The organism is Enterobacter sp. RHBSTW-00901 (assembly GCF_014103115.1).
GTDB lineage: Bacteria > Pseudomonadota > Gammaproteobacteria > Enterobacterales > Enterobacteriaceae > Enterobacter > Enterobacter cloacae_P.
Genome location: NZ_JABXPB010000001.1, coordinates 1494672 through 1509520, shown reverse-complemented (window position 1 = coordinate 1509520; position 14849 = coordinate 1494672). Strand labels below are relative to the sequence as shown.

The window sequence follows — 14849 nt, the reverse complement described above, 5'->3', positions numbered from 1 at the left end:
GCCTACAGTTATTACAGTGTCTTGTAGGCCGGGATCGCTGCGCGTCACCCGGCTTTTTTATTGAGTAAAAATCGTGAATACACTCGAACATACCATTGGTAATACCCCTCTGGTCAAACTGCAGCGCATGGGGCCGGACAACGGCAGCGAAATCTGGGTCAAGCTCGAAGGCAATAACCCTGCGGGGTCGGTGAAGGACAGGGCGGCGTTGTCCATGATTGTCCAGGCAGAAAAACGTGGTGAGATTAAGCCCGGCGATGTGCTGATTGAAGCCACCAGTGGCAATACCGGTATTGCGCTGGCAATGATTGCCGCCCTGAAAGGCTACCGTATGAAGCTACTGATGCCGGACAACATGAGCCAGGAGCGTAGGGCCGCAATGCGCGCTTACGGTGCGGAGCTGATTCTGGTGACCAAAGAGCAGGGGATGGAAGGGGCGCGCGACTTAGCGCTGGAGATGGCTGAGCGTGGCGAAGGCAAACTGCTCGATCAATTCAACAACCCGGATAACCCGTATGCGCACTATACCACCACCGGCCCGGAAATCTGGCAGCAGACTGGCGGGCGCATCACCCATTTTGTTTCCAGCATGGGAACCACGGGAACCATTACCGGCGTGTCACGTTTTCTGCGCGAGCAGGAAAAAGTGGTAACCATTGTTGGCCTGCAACCGGAAGAGGGGAGCAGTATCCCCGGTATCCGTCGCTGGCCTGCGGAATATATGCCCGGCATTTTTAATGCCCGGCTTGTGGACCAGGTGCTGGATATTCACCAGCGCGAGGCGGAGAATACCATGCGAGAACTGGCCGTGCGCGAAGGTATCTTCTGCGGCGTCAGTTCAGGTGGCGCGGTGGCGGGGGCTATCCGGGTAGCCCAGGCTCATCCGGGGGCGGTGGTGGTGGCGATTATCTGCGATCGCGGCGATCGTTATCTTTCTACTGGCGTCTTTGGTGAAGAGAGTTATTCGCAGGGGGCGGGGATTTAAGCGTCATGGAGATGATTTTATTCCGGGACAAAACCCGGGCGCAGCAAACCGATATTGTCGCGGTGCAGTCACAGGTGGTGTATGGCAGCGTGGGTAACAGCATTGCTGTGCCCAATATCAGAACGCACCAGCTGAACGTTACGGCGGTACCAACGGTCCTGTTCAGCAATACGCCTCATTACGATACCTTCTACGGTGGTGTGATCCCCGATGAGTGGTTTAGTGGTTATCTGAAGGCGCTGGAAGAGCGCGAGATTTTACGCGAGCTGAAGGCGGTGACCACCGGTTATATGGGCAGCGCCAGCCAGATCCAGCTTCTGGCCCACTGGCTGAAGGCCATCAGGGTGCAGCACCCCGATCTGCTGGTGCTGGTCGACCCGGTCATCGGTGATGTTGACAGCGGGATGTACGTGAAGCCCGGTATTCCGGAAGCTTACTGCGAGCATCTGCTGCCGCTGGCGCAGGGCATTACGCCAAACGTATTTGAACTGGAAGTGCTAAGCGGCAAGCCGTGTTGTTCGCCTGAAAGCGCTATTGCAGCGGCACAGGGGCTTTTGTCTGATACGCTGAAATGGGTGGCTATCACCAGCGCACCGGTTGCCGGTGACCCGGAAAACATTCATGTGGTGCTGGTGACCAAAGAGAGTGTGACCGTGAGTGCGCACCCACGTGTAGAGACGGATCTGAAAGGAACGGGCGATCTGTTCTGTTCGGAGCTGGTCAGTGGGATTGTGCAGGGTAAAACCGTTGCCGATGCTATCCGCAGGGCGGGCGACCGTGTAACTGACGTGATGGTCTTTACGCAGGAAAAAGGCTACGACGAGCTTATCCTCCCCGCATAAACAAAAATGGCACCCGAAGGTGCCATTTTGCTGTGCGGCAAGAATTACTTCTTGATGCGGATAACCGGGGTTTCACCCACGGTGACGCTGCCAGACAGTTTGATCAGTTCTTTGATTTCGTCCATGTTGGAGATAACAACCGGAGTCAGGGTAGACTTGGCTTTTTCTTCCAGCAGTGGCAGATCAAATTCAATCACCGGGTCGCCAACTTTCACACGCTGGCCTTCTTCCGCGATACGTTTGAAGCCTTCGCCTTTCAGTTCAACAGTGTCGATACCGAAGTGAACGAACAGTTCAATACCGCTATCAGATTCGATAGAGAACGCATGGTTGGTTTCAAAAATTTTACCGATGGTGCCGTCAACTGGAGCAACCATTTTGTTGCCAGTTGGTTTGATAGCAATGCCATCACCAACGATTTTCTCAGCAAACACTACATCCGGCACGTCTTCGATGTTGACGATCTCGCCGGAGAGCGGAGCAACAATCTCAATAGTTCCGGAGTCTTTCTTATCATCAGAAACCAGAGATTTCAGTTTATCGAACAAACCCATGATCTTCTCCTAAGCAGTAAATTGGGCCGCATCTCGTGGATTAGCAGATTGTTTTTTCTTCAATGAACTTGTTAACCAGCGTCATTAACTCGTCCGTTGTCGGTTGAGCAAGAGCCTGCTCTGCTAACACCTTCGCATCTTCGAAGTTCGTGTTACGGATAATCTTCTTAATGCGTGGGATGGAAATGGCGCTCATAGAGAATTCGTCCAGACCCATACCCAGCAACAGAAGTGTAGCACGTTCGTCGCCTGCAAGCTCACCACACATGCCAGTCCATTTACCTTCTGCATGAGAAGCATCAATAACTTGCTTAATAAGCGTCAGTACGGACGGTGACATTGGCTGGTAGAGATGTGAAATCATATCATTACCACGGTCAACTGCCAGGGTGTACTGCGTTAAATCATTGGTACCGATACTAAAGAAATCAACTTCTTTGGCTAAATGACGCGCAATGGTCGCCGCAGCTGGTGTTTCCACCATCACGCCTACCTCGATTGCTTCATCAAATGCTTTACCTTCGTCACGCAGTTCCTGCTTGTAGATTTCGATCTCTTTCTTCAGTGCACGCACTTCTTCAACAGAGATGATCATCGGGAACATGATGCGCAGTTTACCGAAAGCGGAAGCACGCAGGATAGCGCGAACCTGGTCACGCAGGATCTCTTTACGATCCATGGCGATACGCACTGCACGCCAGCCCAGGAACGGGTTTTCTTCTTTCGGGAAGTTCATGTACGGCAGCTCTTTGTCGCCACCGATGTCCATAGTACGGACGATAACCGCCTGAGAGCCACAGGCTTCAGCAACAGCCTTGTACGCAGCAAACTGTTCTTCTTCAGTTGGCAGCGCGTCACGGTCCATGAACAGGAATTCAGTACGATACAGACCAACACCTTCCGCACCGTTGCGCTCAGCGCCATCAACGTCACGTACGGTACCGATGTTCGCGCACACTTCTACCTGATGGCCGTCCAGCGTGATCGCCGGCAGGTCTTTCAGTTTAGCGAGTTCCGCTTTCTCGGTAGCAACTTGCTCCTGAACGGCGCGCAGCTGCTCGATCTCTTCGTTAGTGGGGTTGACGTAAACCACGTTGTTTACGGCATCCAGAATCAGATAGTCGTCGTTTTTCACCTGAGCGGTGACGCTACCGGTACCCACGATGGCAGGCAGTTCCAGAGAACGCGCCATGATTGAGGTGTGGGAAGTACGGCCACCTGCATCAGTGATGAAACCCAGCACCTTTTTCAGGTTCAGCTGTGCGGTTTCAGACGGGGTCAGGTCAGCGGCAACCAGGATAACTTCGTCCTGAATCGCGCTCAGGTCGATAATGGCCAGACCCAGGATGTTGCGCAGCAGGCGCTTACCGATGTCACGTACGTCAGCCGCACGTTCTTTCAGGTATTCGTCATCCAGTTCTTCCAGGGCAGTCGCCTGACCTTCGATAACTTCATGAGCCGCCGCATCGGCAGTCATGCCCTTATCTTTAATCAGGGCTATGATTTCCTGCTCCAGCTCCTCATCTTCAAGCAGCATGATGTGCCCTTCGAAGATGGCTTCTTTTTCTTCACCGAAAGTTTCGCCAGCTTTAGTTTTGATCGCTTCCAGTTGCGAAGATGCCTTGGCACGACCGCTCAGAAAACGTTCAACTTCCTGATCAACCTTGTCGGCAGAAATTTTTTTCCGGTCAATGACGATTTCGTCTTCTTTCAGCAGCAGTGCTTTGCCGAAAGCGATACCCGGGGATGCTAAAATGCCTGAAATCATAACCCTACCTTACTTGTGACTGATATTGAAAAGAACCCGGAAACTTACTCGAGCTCAGCCATCAGTTTTACCAGATGCTCAACAGCTTTCTGCTCATCTTCACCTTCAGCAGAGATGGTGACGACGGTGCCCTGAGTCAGACCCAGAGTCTGCAGTTTGAACAGGCTTTTTGCGCTAGCGCTTTTGCCGTTAGAAGTCACAGTGATTTCAGAAGTGAAGCCTTTCGCTTCTTTGACAAACTGAGCAGCAGGGCGGGTGTGCAGACCGTTCGGAGCGGTAATGGTAACTTCTTGCTGGAACATTGTATTTCCCCAACTTATAGGTTTAGTGTTGTGGAACTAAAGTCTAGCCTGGCGACTGAACTTTAGCCTGTATTGTTAGCGCTGACGTTTCGATCGTCATTAAACATTATGCAGTGAAAGCAAGACTTGAACCAAATCATAAAATCGATTCAGCAAGGTCATTTCATTCACCGATTAATTTCACGCATCAAAATAATTGCTGGTTTAAATACCAGACCCAACGGGGTGAATCAATGCCAGGAGGGGTAAAACTTTGAAGCAGGCCACAAAAAAGCACCCGGAAAGGTGCTTTTTTACGCGTTTTTAACATACTGGCATCACTGTTGCAGTTCTTTCTCAGTGAAGAGATCGGCAAACAGTGCAGTGCTTAAGTAACGCTCACCCGAGGATGGCAGGATAACCACAATATTCTTATTGGTAAAGGTTTCATCTTCCAGAAGTTTGATCGCGGCCGCAACGGCAGCGCCGGAAGAGATCCCCGCCAGAATACCTTCTTCGTCCATCAGACGACGCGCAGTGGAGATAGCCTCTTCGTTGGTGATGGTCACCACTTTGTCGATCAGCTTCAGATCCAGGTTGCCCGGGATGAAGCCTGCGCCGATCCCCTGGATTTTGTGCGGGCCAGGTTTTAGCTCTTCGCCTGCCAGGGCCTGAGTGATCACCGGAGAATCCGTGGGTTCTACGGCAACGGTAATCAGATCTTTTTTGCCTTTTGTGCCTTTTATATAGCGAGTCACGCCGGTCAGCGTTCCGCCGGTTCCTACGCCGGAGATAAACACGTCAACCTGACCGTCTGTATCTTCCCAGATTTCCGGGCCAGTGGTTTTTTCGTGGATTTCCGGGTTCGCCGGGTTGCTGAACTGCTGCAGCAGCAGGTATTTAGCCGGGTCGCTGGCCACAATTTCTTCGGCTTTCTGAATGGCACCTTTCATGCCTTTCGCGCCTTCGGTCAGTACCAGGTTTGCACCCAGCGCTTTCAGCAGTTTGCGACGCTCGATGCTCATGGTTTCAGGCATGGTCAGCGTCAGTTTGTAGCCGCGTGCGGCAGCAACATAAGCCAGCGCGATACCGGTGTTACCGCTGGTGGGTTCAACCAGTTCGACGCCAGGCTTCAGAACGCCACGTTTTTCAGCATCCCAAATCATGTTTGCACCGATACGGCATTTTACGCTGAAGCTTGGGTTACGTGACTCGACCTTCGCCAGAATGCGTCCATTACCGATACGGTTCAGTCGAACCAGCGGCGTATGACCGATAGTCAGCGAGTTGTCTTCATAAATCTTACTCATGGCCTGTCCTTAACTGTATGAAATTGGGATACCGACCCAGCATACCTGTTGAATAAGTATGGGGAAGTAAGGAATTCGCATATCTATATGCTGCAAGGAAATAATGGGGATCAGTATGGAATAAGAGATAGCATAAGCTACCCCTGATTTACACATTTTTGCATTACTTCCATAACGCGTGCTTAGCACGGTAGCAGTCCACCCACATTGCTGTCGCGCCGCAAACCGCCACCGGCATGATAAACAGGTTCAGGAAGGGGATCATGGTGAACAGGCTGGTGAGTGCGCCAAACTGCATATTGGCAACCTTCTGCGTACGCAGGGCAGTGCGCATCTCTTTAAACGGTACCTTGTGGTTATCGAACGGGTAGTCGCAATACTGGATCGCCAGCATCCAGGCGCTGAACAGGAACCACAGCACCGGGGCGACCGTCTGACCAACACCCGGAATGAAATAAAGTATAAGCAGCACAATCGCGCGTGGCAGATACCAGGCAAATTTCTGCCACTCGCGTTTCATGATCCGCGGGATATCTTTCATGATCCCCAGTACGCCGGTATCGGGCGGTGTGGCACCGGTAAGACGCGCTTCTAATTGTTCCGCCAGCAGGCCGTTAAACGGCGCGGCTATCCAGTTGGCAATGGTTGAGAAGAAATAGCCAAACACCAGCAGGACGGAGATCACCACAATTGGCCACAGCAGGTAGCTCAGCCACTGCAACCAGTCTGGTACATGACCCATGATGGCAGGCACCCAGCTTTCCAGCTTTGTGAATAACCACCAGAAGGCACCTCCCATCAGGATGATGTTGATAAGCAATGGCAGAATAACGAAACGGCGAATGCCTGGCAGGGAGACCAGTTTCCAGCCCTGAGAAAAATACCAGACGCCGCTGCGTGGGGTAGAAGATGATGTTGAAACCATAACCAGGCTGTACTCCTTTTTACACAACCAGTGGAATTGCCCGCCTATATTATCCAGTTATGGATTAATGACCAGTTCGGAAATGTTCGAAAAAACAGCAAAAAGCACAATTTAGTTCATCTTTATGCTGTGAATGCTCTGCACACACTTGCACTTGACGTAAACGGCAAATACTCTTAGTGAGTAAATGTTTGCCGTGGTGGCAAGGTGTTAGAACAACAGAGAATATAATGATGCAGGATTTGCGTCTGATATTAATCATTGTTGGCGCGATCGCCATAATCGCTTTACTGGTACATGGTTTCTGGACCAGCCGTAAAGAGCGTTCTTCTATGTTTCGCGATCGCCCACTGAAGCGCATGAAGTCCAGTCGTGATGACGATGACGGTGAAAACGACATCGATGAGAACGACGATGACGGCGTGGGCGAAGTTCGTGTTCATCGGGTCAATACTGCGCCCGGCGCAGCTCATGGGGAGCATGAAGCCCCTCGTCAGCCTCCGCAGCACCAGTATCAACCACCGTATGCCTCTGCTCAGCCGCGCCCACAGGCGTCGCAGCCTGCGGAAGAACCGGTGCGTCAGCCGCCGCAACAGCCGGTACATCATCAGCCTGCCGTGCAGCAGCCTGTGCAGCCACAACCTGTACAGCCGCAGCAGCCTGTTCACCAGCCTCAGCTTCAGCCTGTGCAAGTGCAGCCAGCACCACAGCCTGCGCCAGTCGTTGAGCCAGAGCCGGTTGTTGAACCTGAACCGGTGGTTGAAAAACCGCAGCGCAAAGAAGCGGTGATCATCATGAACGTGGCCGCGCATCATGGCAGCCATCTGAATGGTGACGTTCTGCTTAACAGTATTCAGCAGGCCGGCTTCAAGTTTGGCGATATGAATATCTTCCATCGCCATCTGAGCCCGGACGGTAGCGGCCCGGCGCTGTTCAGTCTCGCCAATATGGTGAACCCTGGCACGTTTGATCCGGAAATGACCGGCGATTTCGTGACGCCGGGCGTAACTATCTTTATGCAGGTGCCGTCCTACGGTGACGAACTGCAAAACTTCAAGCTGATGCTGCAGTCCGCTCAGCACATTGCCGACGAAGTGGGTGGTGTGGTGCTGGATGACCAGCGTCGTATGATGACGCCGCAGAAATTGCGTGAGTATCAGGACCGCATCCGCGAAGTTAAGGAAGCCAACGCGTAATCGTCGCGTTTTCTTCAACTCCTCCTCAACCCCCGCATGTCGGGGGTTTTTTCTCATTGATGGTGCGATATGGACTCAATCGAACAACAACTGACTCAACTGCGAACCACGCTTCGCCATCATGAATATCTCTATCATGTTATGGACGCGCCGGAAGTGCCGGATGCGGAGTATGACCGTCTGATGCGTGAACTGCGCGAGCTGGAAATGCTGCACCCGGAGTTCATTACCCCAGACTCCCCGACCCAGCGCGTAGGGGCTGAACCGCTTGGTGCGTTCAGCCAGATCAGCCACGAAGTACCAATGCTGTCGCTGGATAACGTCTTTGATGAAGAGAGTTTTCTGGCGTTTAACAAGCGCGTACAGGATCGCCTGAAAAGCAGCGATACCCTGAGCTGGTGCTGCGAGCTGAAGCTGGACGGTCTGGCGGTCAGTATTCTTTATGAAAACGGTGTGCTGGTCAGTGCGGCTACCCGTGGCGATGGCACCACCGGTGAAGATATCACCAGCAACGTGCGTACTATTCGGGCAATTCCACTGAAGCTGCGTGGTGAAAACATTCCTGCACGTCTGGAAGTGCGTGGTGAAGTGTTCATGCCGCAGGCGGGCTTCGAAAAAATCAACGAAGAAGCGCGTCGCACGGGGGGGAAAGTGTTTGCTAACCCGCGTAATGCGGCAGCGGGCTCACTGCGCCAGCTGGATCCGCGTATTACCGCGAAGCGACCGCTGACGTTCTTTTGCTATGGCGTCGGTATTCTGGAAGGTGGTGAACTGCCGGATACGCACCTGGGGCGCTTGCTGCAGTTCAAAGAGTGGGGCTTACCGGTAAGCAACCGCGTACAGATTTGTAATTCTCCGGAAGCCGTACTGGCGTTCTACCACAAGGTCGAAGAAGACCGTCCGACGCTCGGTTTTGATATCGACGGTGTGGTGATCAAGGTTAACTCACTTGAGTTACAGGAACAGTTAGGTTTTGTGGCTCGTGCACCGCGCTGGGCTGTGGCTTTCAAATTCCCGGCGCAGGAACAGATGACTTTCGTTCGCGACGTGGAGTTCCAGGTGGGGCGTACGGGCGCGATTACCCCGGTTGCGCGTCTGGAACCGGTACAGGTTGCCGGTGTGCTGGTCAGTAACGCCACGCTGCACAACGCCGATGAAATTGAACGTCTCGGCCTTCGTATTGGTGACAAAGTCGTGATTCGTCGTGCGGGCGATGTGATCCCGCAGGTCGTTAACGTCGTTGAGTCAGAACGCCCTGAAGATACCCGGGCCATTGAATTCCCGACGCACTGCCCGGTTTGTGGATCGGACGTTGAACGTGTTGAAGGCGAAGCGGTCGCCCGCTGTACGGGCGGGCTCATCTGCGGGGCACAGCGTAAAGAGTCACTGAAGCACTTTGTGTCCCGTCGGGCGATGGACGTGGACGGCATGGGCGACAAAATTATCGATCAACTGGTGGAGAAGGAGTACGTCCACACGCCTGCCGATCTGTTCAGCCTGACCGCCGGGAAACTGACCGGTCTTGATCGCATGGGGCCTAAATCGGCACAAAATGTGGTTAACGCTCTGGAAGCGGCTAAGCAGACTACCTTTGCCCGGTTCCTCTATGCGCTGGGCATTCGTGAAGTGGGCGAAGCCACGGCGGCGGGACTGGCGGCTCACTTTGGTACGCTGGAAGCCCTGGAGAGCGCGAGTATTGAAGAGCTGCAGAAAGTCCCGGATGTGGGCATTGTGGTCGCGACGCACACCTTTAACTTCTTTGCCGAAGAGAGCAACCGTGAGGTGATTGGTCAACTGCTGGAAGAGGGTATCCACTGGCCTGCACCGGTTGTCGTCAATGCGGAAGAGATCGACAGCCCGTTCGCCGGTAAAACGGTGGTGCTGACCGGTAGTCTGAGCCAGCTTTCACGCGATGACGCCAAAGCGCGTCTGGTCGCGCTGGGGGCAAAAGTGGCAGGCAGCGTGTCGAAGAAAACGGACCTGGTGATCGCCGGGGAAGCCGCCGGTTCGAAGCTTGCCAAAGCGCAGGAGCTGGGCATTGAGGTTATCGATGAAGCGGAAATGCTGCGTCTGTTAGGAGAGTAACGTGGAGAAAGAACAGCTCGTTGAGATAGCCAATACGGAGATGCCATTTGGTAAATATAAAGGCCGCAGGCTGATCGATTTGCCGGAAGAGTATCTGCTGTGGTTCGCCCGTAAGGATGAGTTTCCTGCCGGGCGGCTGGGCGAGCTGATGGCCATCACGTTACTGATCAAAACTGAGGGGCTGACGCAACTGGTTCAGCCCCTGAAACGTCCTTAAGCCTTCGCGGCGTGGGTCTCTTCCTGCGCCCGTTTTTCCGTCTGGCGCTTGTAACGACGCGCCAGCACCGCGCAGACCATCAGCTGGATCTGATGGAAAATCATCAGCGGCAGTACCATCATCCCAATCATTGAGGTCGGGAACAGGATATTGGCCATCGGGATACCGTTGGCCAGGCTCTTTTTCGACCCGCAGAAGACAATCGTGATTTCATCCGCTTTATTGAAACCACACTTGCGCGCGACAAAAACGTTTACCGTAATCACCATCGCCAGCAGGATAATGCTGACCACCACGATAAACAGTAATGAACCTGCACCGACCTTATGCCAGATGCCATTCACCACCGCTTCACTGAAGGCGGAATAGACCACTAACAGAATCGACGTCTGGTCGGTTTTTGAGATCCACTTCTTGTGCTTCGCAACAAAAGCCCCCGTCCACGGACGAGAAAGATGCCCAAGGACAAACGGCAGCAGCAGTTGCAGACAGATTTTACCGACCTGCTCCAGGTTGCCTTCCGCACCGTGCATATTCATCAGCAGGCCAACCAGCAGCGGCGAGATGAAAATCCCTAACAGGCTGGAGGCCGAAGCCGAACAGACTGCCGCAGCAACGTTACCGCCCGCCAGTGACGTAAAGGCAATCGCTGACTGAACGGTGGCGGGCAGAATGCACAGATAAAGGAAACCCGTATAGAGCGCCGGGTCGACATTAACCGGTGCCCACCAGGCGAACAGGACGCCGAGGATCGGGAATAAAATGAACGTGCTGCACATTACCCACAGGTGCAGCCGCCAGTGACCACCCCCTGCAATAATGGCTTCACGGGACAGTTTGGCCCCGTGCATAAAGAACAGTAGCGCGATAGCCGCCGTTGTCAGCCCTTCAACGAAAGGCACATAACTTCCACGGGCCGGGAAAAAGGAGGCCAGTAAAACGGTGATAACCAGAGTAAGCGTGAAAGGATCAAGAATTCGGAACAGTTTCATAGTGACTCCTGAAAGCAGATATCGCTATTGTGCTTTTTTCCATTTGAGAAATAAAATTGATTTATTGCATCCATTTATGAATTAAACAGATGAATTATTCACTACGACAGCTTCGCATTTTCGTGACCGTTGCACATGCCCGCAGTTTCAGCCGGGCAGGAGAGGTAATCGGCCTGAGCCAGTCGGCCGTCAGCCACAGCGTTAAAGAGCTGGAGAGCCAGACAGGTGTGCGGCTACTTGACCGTACCACGCGCGAAGTGGTGCTTACCGAAGCGGGGCAGCAGCTGGCTATGCGTCTGGAGCGGTTACTGGATGAGCTGAACAGCACGCTGCGGGATGTTGGACGCCTGGGGCAACAGCTTTCGGGAACTGTGAGGGTGGCGGCGAGCCAGACGATCTCAGCGCACCTTATCCCGCAGTGTATTGCCGAAAGCAACGATCTTTACCCGGATATCAACTTTGTGCTGCACGACAGGCCACAGCAGTGGGTGCTGGAGAGTATCCGTCAGGGGGATGTGGATTTTGGTATCGTTATCGATCCCGGCGCAGTCAGCGATCTGGAATGTGAAGTTGTGCTCTCAGAGCCATTTTTGTTGCTCTGTCGCGACGACGATCCGCTTGCATCACTCCCGCGCGTGACATGGCAGGCGTTACAGGGCGCGAACCTGGTGTTACAGGATTATGCCTCGGGAAGCCGTCCGTTGATTGATGCCGCTCTGGTCGCGCAAGGCGTCCAGGCGACCATCGTGCAGGAGATAGGCCACCCGGCCACCTTGTTTCCAATGGTAGAGGCAGGAATTGGGATCAGCGTATTACCGGCGCTGGCACTGCCGTTGCCGCAGGGAAGCCGCTTGCGGGTAAAACGCTTTACCCCCAGCATCGAACGCCAGTTAATGCTGGTGCGCCGTAAAAACCGTTCACTTTCGGGAGCGGCGCATGCCTGCTGGGAGGTAGTGCGTATGCAGGCCCAGCGTTTAATGGAGGCCCGCACGCACGATCCACTGTTTAACGATCAGATGTAGATATCAATCTTATGTTCAGAGGAAGGCTTGTTGACGCTTTGCTCTACGGCCTGAGCATTTCCCTGTTCCGGCATGGACTCTTCGGCCTGCTGACGCTGCAATTGCGCCAGCTGTGCCTGCAGCATGGTAATCTGGGATTCGAGTAACTCCTGCTGTTTTTTCTTTTCATCTAGAGGCGCATCACTCAATCCCAATTCCTTGAGTTGCTGAGTGGCTTTTGTTAACTGTTTGGTCAACTGGCTAATCCGGGAGGCAATGTCATTGCCACCAGAACTGTTCCCGCTGCTGCCAATTTCTAACGCTGACAGTGACGCTGCCTGGATAGTGGTCATATTGAGTTCCTTTTCACCATAAAAGAGTGATATCGGCAGGAAAATGGAGAGCTTGAGTGAGGGCAGGGTTATTGATAGTGAACCTGTATCGTTGAGGCGGGAAAAGTGTATTGGTGATAAGCCGTTGGCTCCAGATATAAGAATGAGGTCATGCGATCCGTGATATCGCAAACTGAGTCCTCAAGGAGCTTTTATGACCCTCTCAAATAATCCATGGTACTGCGCCGACATCATCCGTGCCGCGAAACCTGATTTTACGCCTCGCGTTGCCTTTATCCTCGGTTCTGGTCTCGGCGCACTCGCCGACCAGATTGATGACGCTGTGGCTATTTCCTATGAAAAACTGCCCGGATTTCCGGTGAGTACCGTTCACGGCCATGCGGGTGAGCTGGTATTAGGCCACCTCGCAGGGGTTCCGGTCGCCTGTATGAAAGGACGTGGTCATTTCTATGAAGGCCGCGGCATGGCCATCATGACCGATGCTATCCGTACCTTTAAGCTGCTGGGCTGCGAGCTGCTGTTTAGCACTAACGCGGCGGGCTCATTACGTCCTGAGGTGGGGCCGGGAAGCCTGGTTGCCCTGAGTGACCATATCAATACCATGCCGGGTACGCCGACAGTGGGGCTGAATGACGAGCGCTTTGGCGATCGCTTCTTCTCGCTCGCCAATGCCTACGATGCGGATCTCCGTGCCGTTCTGCAAACGGTGGCTGCCAAAGAGGGCTTCCCGCTGCATGAAGGGGTGTTTGTCTCTTATCCCGGCCCTAACTTTGAGACCGCCGCCGAGATCCGAATGATGCAAATCATCGGGGGTGACGTGGTAGGGATGTCCGTCGTACCTGAAGTGATCTCAGCGCGCCACTGTGGCTTAAAAGTGGTGGCTGTTTCAGCGATAACCAATCTCGCTGAAGGTCTGGGCGATGTGAAATTGTCTCATGAGCAGACGCTCGCTGCCGCCGAGCTTTCCCGCCAGAACTTCATCAATCTCATCTGCGGTTTTCTGCGCCATCTTGCCTGATAAAAAATAAAGTGGCCCGCGAGGGTCACACACTGCGATAAGGAAAGCGTTATGAACATCACGACTCGCTTAAAGATGATGTCCTTTATGCAATATTTTATTTGGGGGAGTTGGCTTGTCACCCTCGGTTCTTACATGATTAACACCCTGCATTTTACCGGTTCTGACGTGGGCATGGTCTACAGCTCCAAAGGGCTTGCGGCGATCGTAATGCCCTCGCTGGTGGGGATCATTGCGGATAAATGGCTGCGCGCAGACCGCGCGTACATGATCTGCCATCTTGTCTGTGCCGCTGCGCTTTGTTATGCCGCACAGGTCAATGAGCCCGGGTTAATGTTCTGGGTCATGCTGGTCAATGCGATGGCTTTTATGCCGACCATTGCGTTGTCGAACACGATTTCATACTCCTGTCTTGAACGCGCGGGGCTGGACACGGTGAGCCATTTTCCGCCTGTGCGGGTGTACGGCACCGTAGGCTTTATTGCGGCGATGTGGGCCATTAGCCTGATGGGGGCAGAGTTAAGCAATGTGCAGCTCTACATTGCGGCCGGTGCTTCGCTGGTACTGGCACTCTATTCTCTGACGTTGCCGAAGATCCCGGTCGTGCAGAATAAAACGTCTCAGACGCTGGCCAGTAAGCTCGGCCTGAATGCGTTTGTCTATTTAAACAGCCCCGCATGGCCGTGTTCTTTTTGTTTGCGATGTTGCTTGGCGCGGTCCTGCAGATCACCAATACCTTCGGTAGCCCATTTCTCCACGATTTTGCACGTAACCCGGTGTATGCAGAGAGCTTTATCGTGAAATATCCGTCAATTTTACTCTCTGTCTCGCAGATGTCAGAGGTGTTCTTCATTCTGACGATCCCCTTTTTCCTCCGGCGTTTTGGTATTAAGACCGTCATGTTAATGAGCATGGTCGCCTGGATGCTGCGGTTTGGGCTGTTTGCGTTTGGCGATCCGTCAGCCACGGGCTTTGGGTTGTTGTTGCTGTCGATGGTTGTCTATGGCTGCGCGTTCGACTTCTTCAATATTTCCGGTTCGGTATTTGTCGAGCAGGAGGTGAACTCTGACATCCGCGCCAGCGCGCAAGGGTTATTTATGACCACCGTTAATGGCATCGGCGCGTATGTCGGGTCTGTGTTGAGCGGTATGGCAGTGGACTACTTCTCGGTGGATGGCGTGAAAGACTGGCAAACCATCTGGCTGGTATTCGCGGCCTATGCGCTGGCGCTTGCGGTGGTGTTTTACCTGAGCTTCAACTACCGGCATTCGGGAAAAAACAGCGAGATGCGCACAGTCGCGCATTAAAGGTTTTCCCTTTGA

At 53.5% G+C, this 14849-nt stretch carries 14 protein-coding genes and 1 pseudogene; 8 read left to right on the top strand and 7 right to left on the bottom strand.

Annotated features, from left to right (window positions below):
* Nucleotides 1–73: 73 nt before the first annotated feature.
* Nucleotides 74–985 carry a cysteine synthase CysM gene (cysM, locus tag HV318_RS07290; RefSeq protein ID WP_182272207.1) on the top strand — a complete coding sequence of 304 codons (912 nt, stop codon included), beginning with the start codon at nt 74–76 and terminating at the stop codon, nt 983–985.
* A 5-nt stretch (nt 986–990) separates the two neighbouring features.
* Nucleotides 991–1827 carry a pyridoxine/pyridoxal/pyridoxamine kinase gene (gene pdxK, locus HV318_RS07285; RefSeq protein ID WP_182272206.1) on the top strand — a complete coding sequence of 279 codons (837 nt, stop codon included), beginning with the start codon at nt 991–993 and terminating at the stop codon, nt 1825–1827.
* A gap of 44 nt (nt 1828–1871) precedes the next feature.
* Here pdxK and crr read toward each other — a convergent pair whose 3' ends face one another.
* The 5 genes from crr to cysZ form a co-directional block, all read right to left on the bottom strand.
* The gene (crr, locus tag HV318_RS07280) at nt 1872–2381 is read right to left on the bottom strand and encodes a PTS glucose transporter subunit IIA (protein ID WP_003861316.1); all 510 of its coding nucleotides are present in this window, start codon (nt 2379–2381) and stop codon (nt 1872–1874) included.
* Between the two features lie 40 nt (nt 2382–2421).
* Nucleotides 2422–4149 (bottom strand): phosphoenolpyruvate-protein phosphotransferase PtsI, encoded by a 1728-nt coding sequence (gene ptsI / locus HV318_RS07275; protein WP_182272205.1) that lies wholly within the window; start codon nt 4147–4149, stop codon nt 2422–2424.
* 44 nt (nt 4150–4193) lie between these two features.
* A complete protein-coding gene (gene ptsH / locus HV318_RS07270) occupies nt 4194–4451 on the bottom strand; it encodes a phosphocarrier protein Hpr (RefSeq protein WP_000487600.1) in 258 nt (85 codons plus the stop codon).
* 317 nt (nt 4452–4768) lie between these two features.
* A complete protein-coding gene (gene cysK, locus HV318_RS07265) occupies nt 4769–5740 on the bottom strand; it encodes a cysteine synthase A (RefSeq protein ID WP_182272204.1) in 972 nt (323 codons plus the stop codon).
* Nucleotides 5741–5903: 163 nt separating this feature from the next.
* Nucleotides 5904–6665 (bottom strand): sulfate transporter CysZ, encoded by a 762-nt coding sequence (cysZ, locus tag HV318_RS07260; RefSeq protein ID WP_182272203.1) that lies wholly within the window; start codon nt 6663–6665, stop codon nt 5904–5906.
* 230 nt (nt 6666–6895) lie between these two features.
* On the opposite strand from cysZ, the gene zipA reads away from it, so the two are divergent.
* From zipA to HV318_RS07245, 3 genes are all read left to right on the top strand, one after another.
* The gene (gene zipA / locus HV318_RS07255; RefSeq protein ID WP_182272202.1) at nt 6896–7861 is read left to right on the top strand and encodes a cell division protein ZipA; all 966 of its coding nucleotides are present in this window, start codon (nt 6896–6898) and stop codon (nt 7859–7861) included.
* A 69-nt stretch (nt 7862–7930) separates the two neighbouring features.
* Entirely contained in the window at nt 7931–9946 is a 2016-nt protein-coding gene (gene ligA, locus HV318_RS07250; protein ID WP_182272201.1) for an NAD-dependent DNA ligase LigA, read from the top strand.
* Nucleotide 9947: 1 nt separating this feature from the next.
* The gene (locus tag HV318_RS07245; RefSeq protein ID WP_003861328.1) at nt 9948–10163 is read left to right on the top strand and encodes a DUF3820 family protein; all 216 of its coding nucleotides are present in this window, start codon (nt 9948–9950) and stop codon (nt 10161–10163) included.
* Here the strand turns inward: HV318_RS07245 and HV318_RS07240 are convergent.
* On the bottom strand, nt 10160–11155 hold the full coding sequence (locus HV318_RS07240; protein ID WP_182272200.1) for a bile acid:sodium symporter family protein: 996 nt from the start codon (nt 11153–11155) through the stop codon (nt 10160–10162). The two genes, HV318_RS07245 and HV318_RS07240, sit on opposite strands and share 4 nt — an antisense overlap.
* Nucleotides 11156–11244: 89 nt before the next feature.
* Between HV318_RS07240 and HV318_RS07235 the strand changes: the two genes are divergently transcribed.
* Nucleotides 11245–12177, top strand: coding sequence for a LysR family transcriptional regulator (locus tag HV318_RS07235; RefSeq protein WP_182272199.1), 933 nt, complete (start codon nt 11245–11247; stop codon nt 12175–12177).
* On the opposite strand, the gene HV318_RS07230 is transcribed toward HV318_RS07235, so the two are convergent.
* On the bottom strand, nt 12168–12509 hold the full coding sequence (locus HV318_RS07230) for a FlxA-like family protein (protein WP_182272198.1): 342 nt from the start codon (nt 12507–12509) through the stop codon (nt 12168–12170). The two genes, HV318_RS07235 and HV318_RS07230, sit on opposite strands and share 10 nt — an antisense overlap.
* A gap of 193 nt (nt 12510–12702) precedes the next feature.
* Here HV318_RS07230 and xapA point away from each other — a divergent pair, with 193 nt between their 5' ends.
* Both xapA and HV318_RS07220 read left to right on the top strand, forming a co-directional pair.
* Entirely contained in the window at nt 12703–13527 is an 825-nt protein-coding gene (gene xapA / locus HV318_RS07225) for a xanthosine phosphorylase (RefSeq protein WP_182272197.1), read from the top strand.
* A 51-nt stretch (nt 13528–13578) separates the two neighbouring features.
* Nucleotides 13579–14834 (top strand): annotated as a pseudogene (locus HV318_RS07220) (nucleoside permease).
* Nucleotides 14835–14849 lie beyond the last annotated feature (15 nt).

Excerpts from the sequence above, each read along its gene's own strand:
- pdxK (WP_182272206.1), top strand. The coding sequence starts at position 991 with ATGGAGATGATTTTATTCCGGGACAAAACCCGGGCGCAGCAAACCGAT.
- crr (WP_003861316.1), bottom strand. The coding sequence starts at position 2,381 with ATGGGTTTGTTCGATAAACTGAAATCTCTGGTTTCTGATGATAAGAAA.
- ptsI (WP_182272205.1), bottom strand. The coding sequence starts at position 4,149 with ATGATTTCAGGCATTTTAGCATCCCCGGGTATCGCTTTCGGCAAAGCA.
- ptsH (WP_000487600.1), bottom strand. The coding sequence starts at position 4,451 with ATGTTCCAGCAAGAAGTTACCATTACCGCTCCGAACGGTCTGCACACC.
- cysK (WP_182272204.1), bottom strand. The coding sequence starts at position 5,740 with ATGAGTAAGATTTATGAAGACAACTCGCTGACTATCGGTCATACGCCG.
- cysZ (WP_182272203.1), bottom strand. The coding sequence starts at position 6,665 with ATGGTTTCAACATCATCTTCTACCCCACGCAGCGGCGTCTGGTATTTT.
- zipA (WP_182272202.1), top strand. The coding sequence starts at position 6,896 with ATGATGCAGGATTTGCGTCTGATATTAATCATTGTTGGCGCGATCGCC.
- ligA (WP_182272201.1), top strand. The coding sequence starts at position 7,931 with ATGGACTCAATCGAACAACAACTGACTCAACTGCGAACCACGCTTCGC.
- HV318_RS07240 (WP_182272200.1), bottom strand. The coding sequence starts at position 11,155 with ATGAAACTGTTCCGAATTCTTGATCCTTTCACGCTTACTCTGGTTATC.
- HV318_RS07235 (WP_182272199.1), top strand. The coding sequence starts at position 11,245 with ATGAATTATTCACTACGACAGCTTCGCATTTTCGTGACCGTTGCACAT.
- HV318_RS07230 (WP_182272198.1), bottom strand. The coding sequence starts at position 12,509 with ATGACCACTATCCAGGCAGCGTCACTGTCAGCGTTAGAAATTGGCAGC.
- xapA (WP_182272197.1), top strand. The coding sequence starts at position 12,703 with ATGACCCTCTCAAATAATCCATGGTACTGCGCCGACATCATCCGTGCC.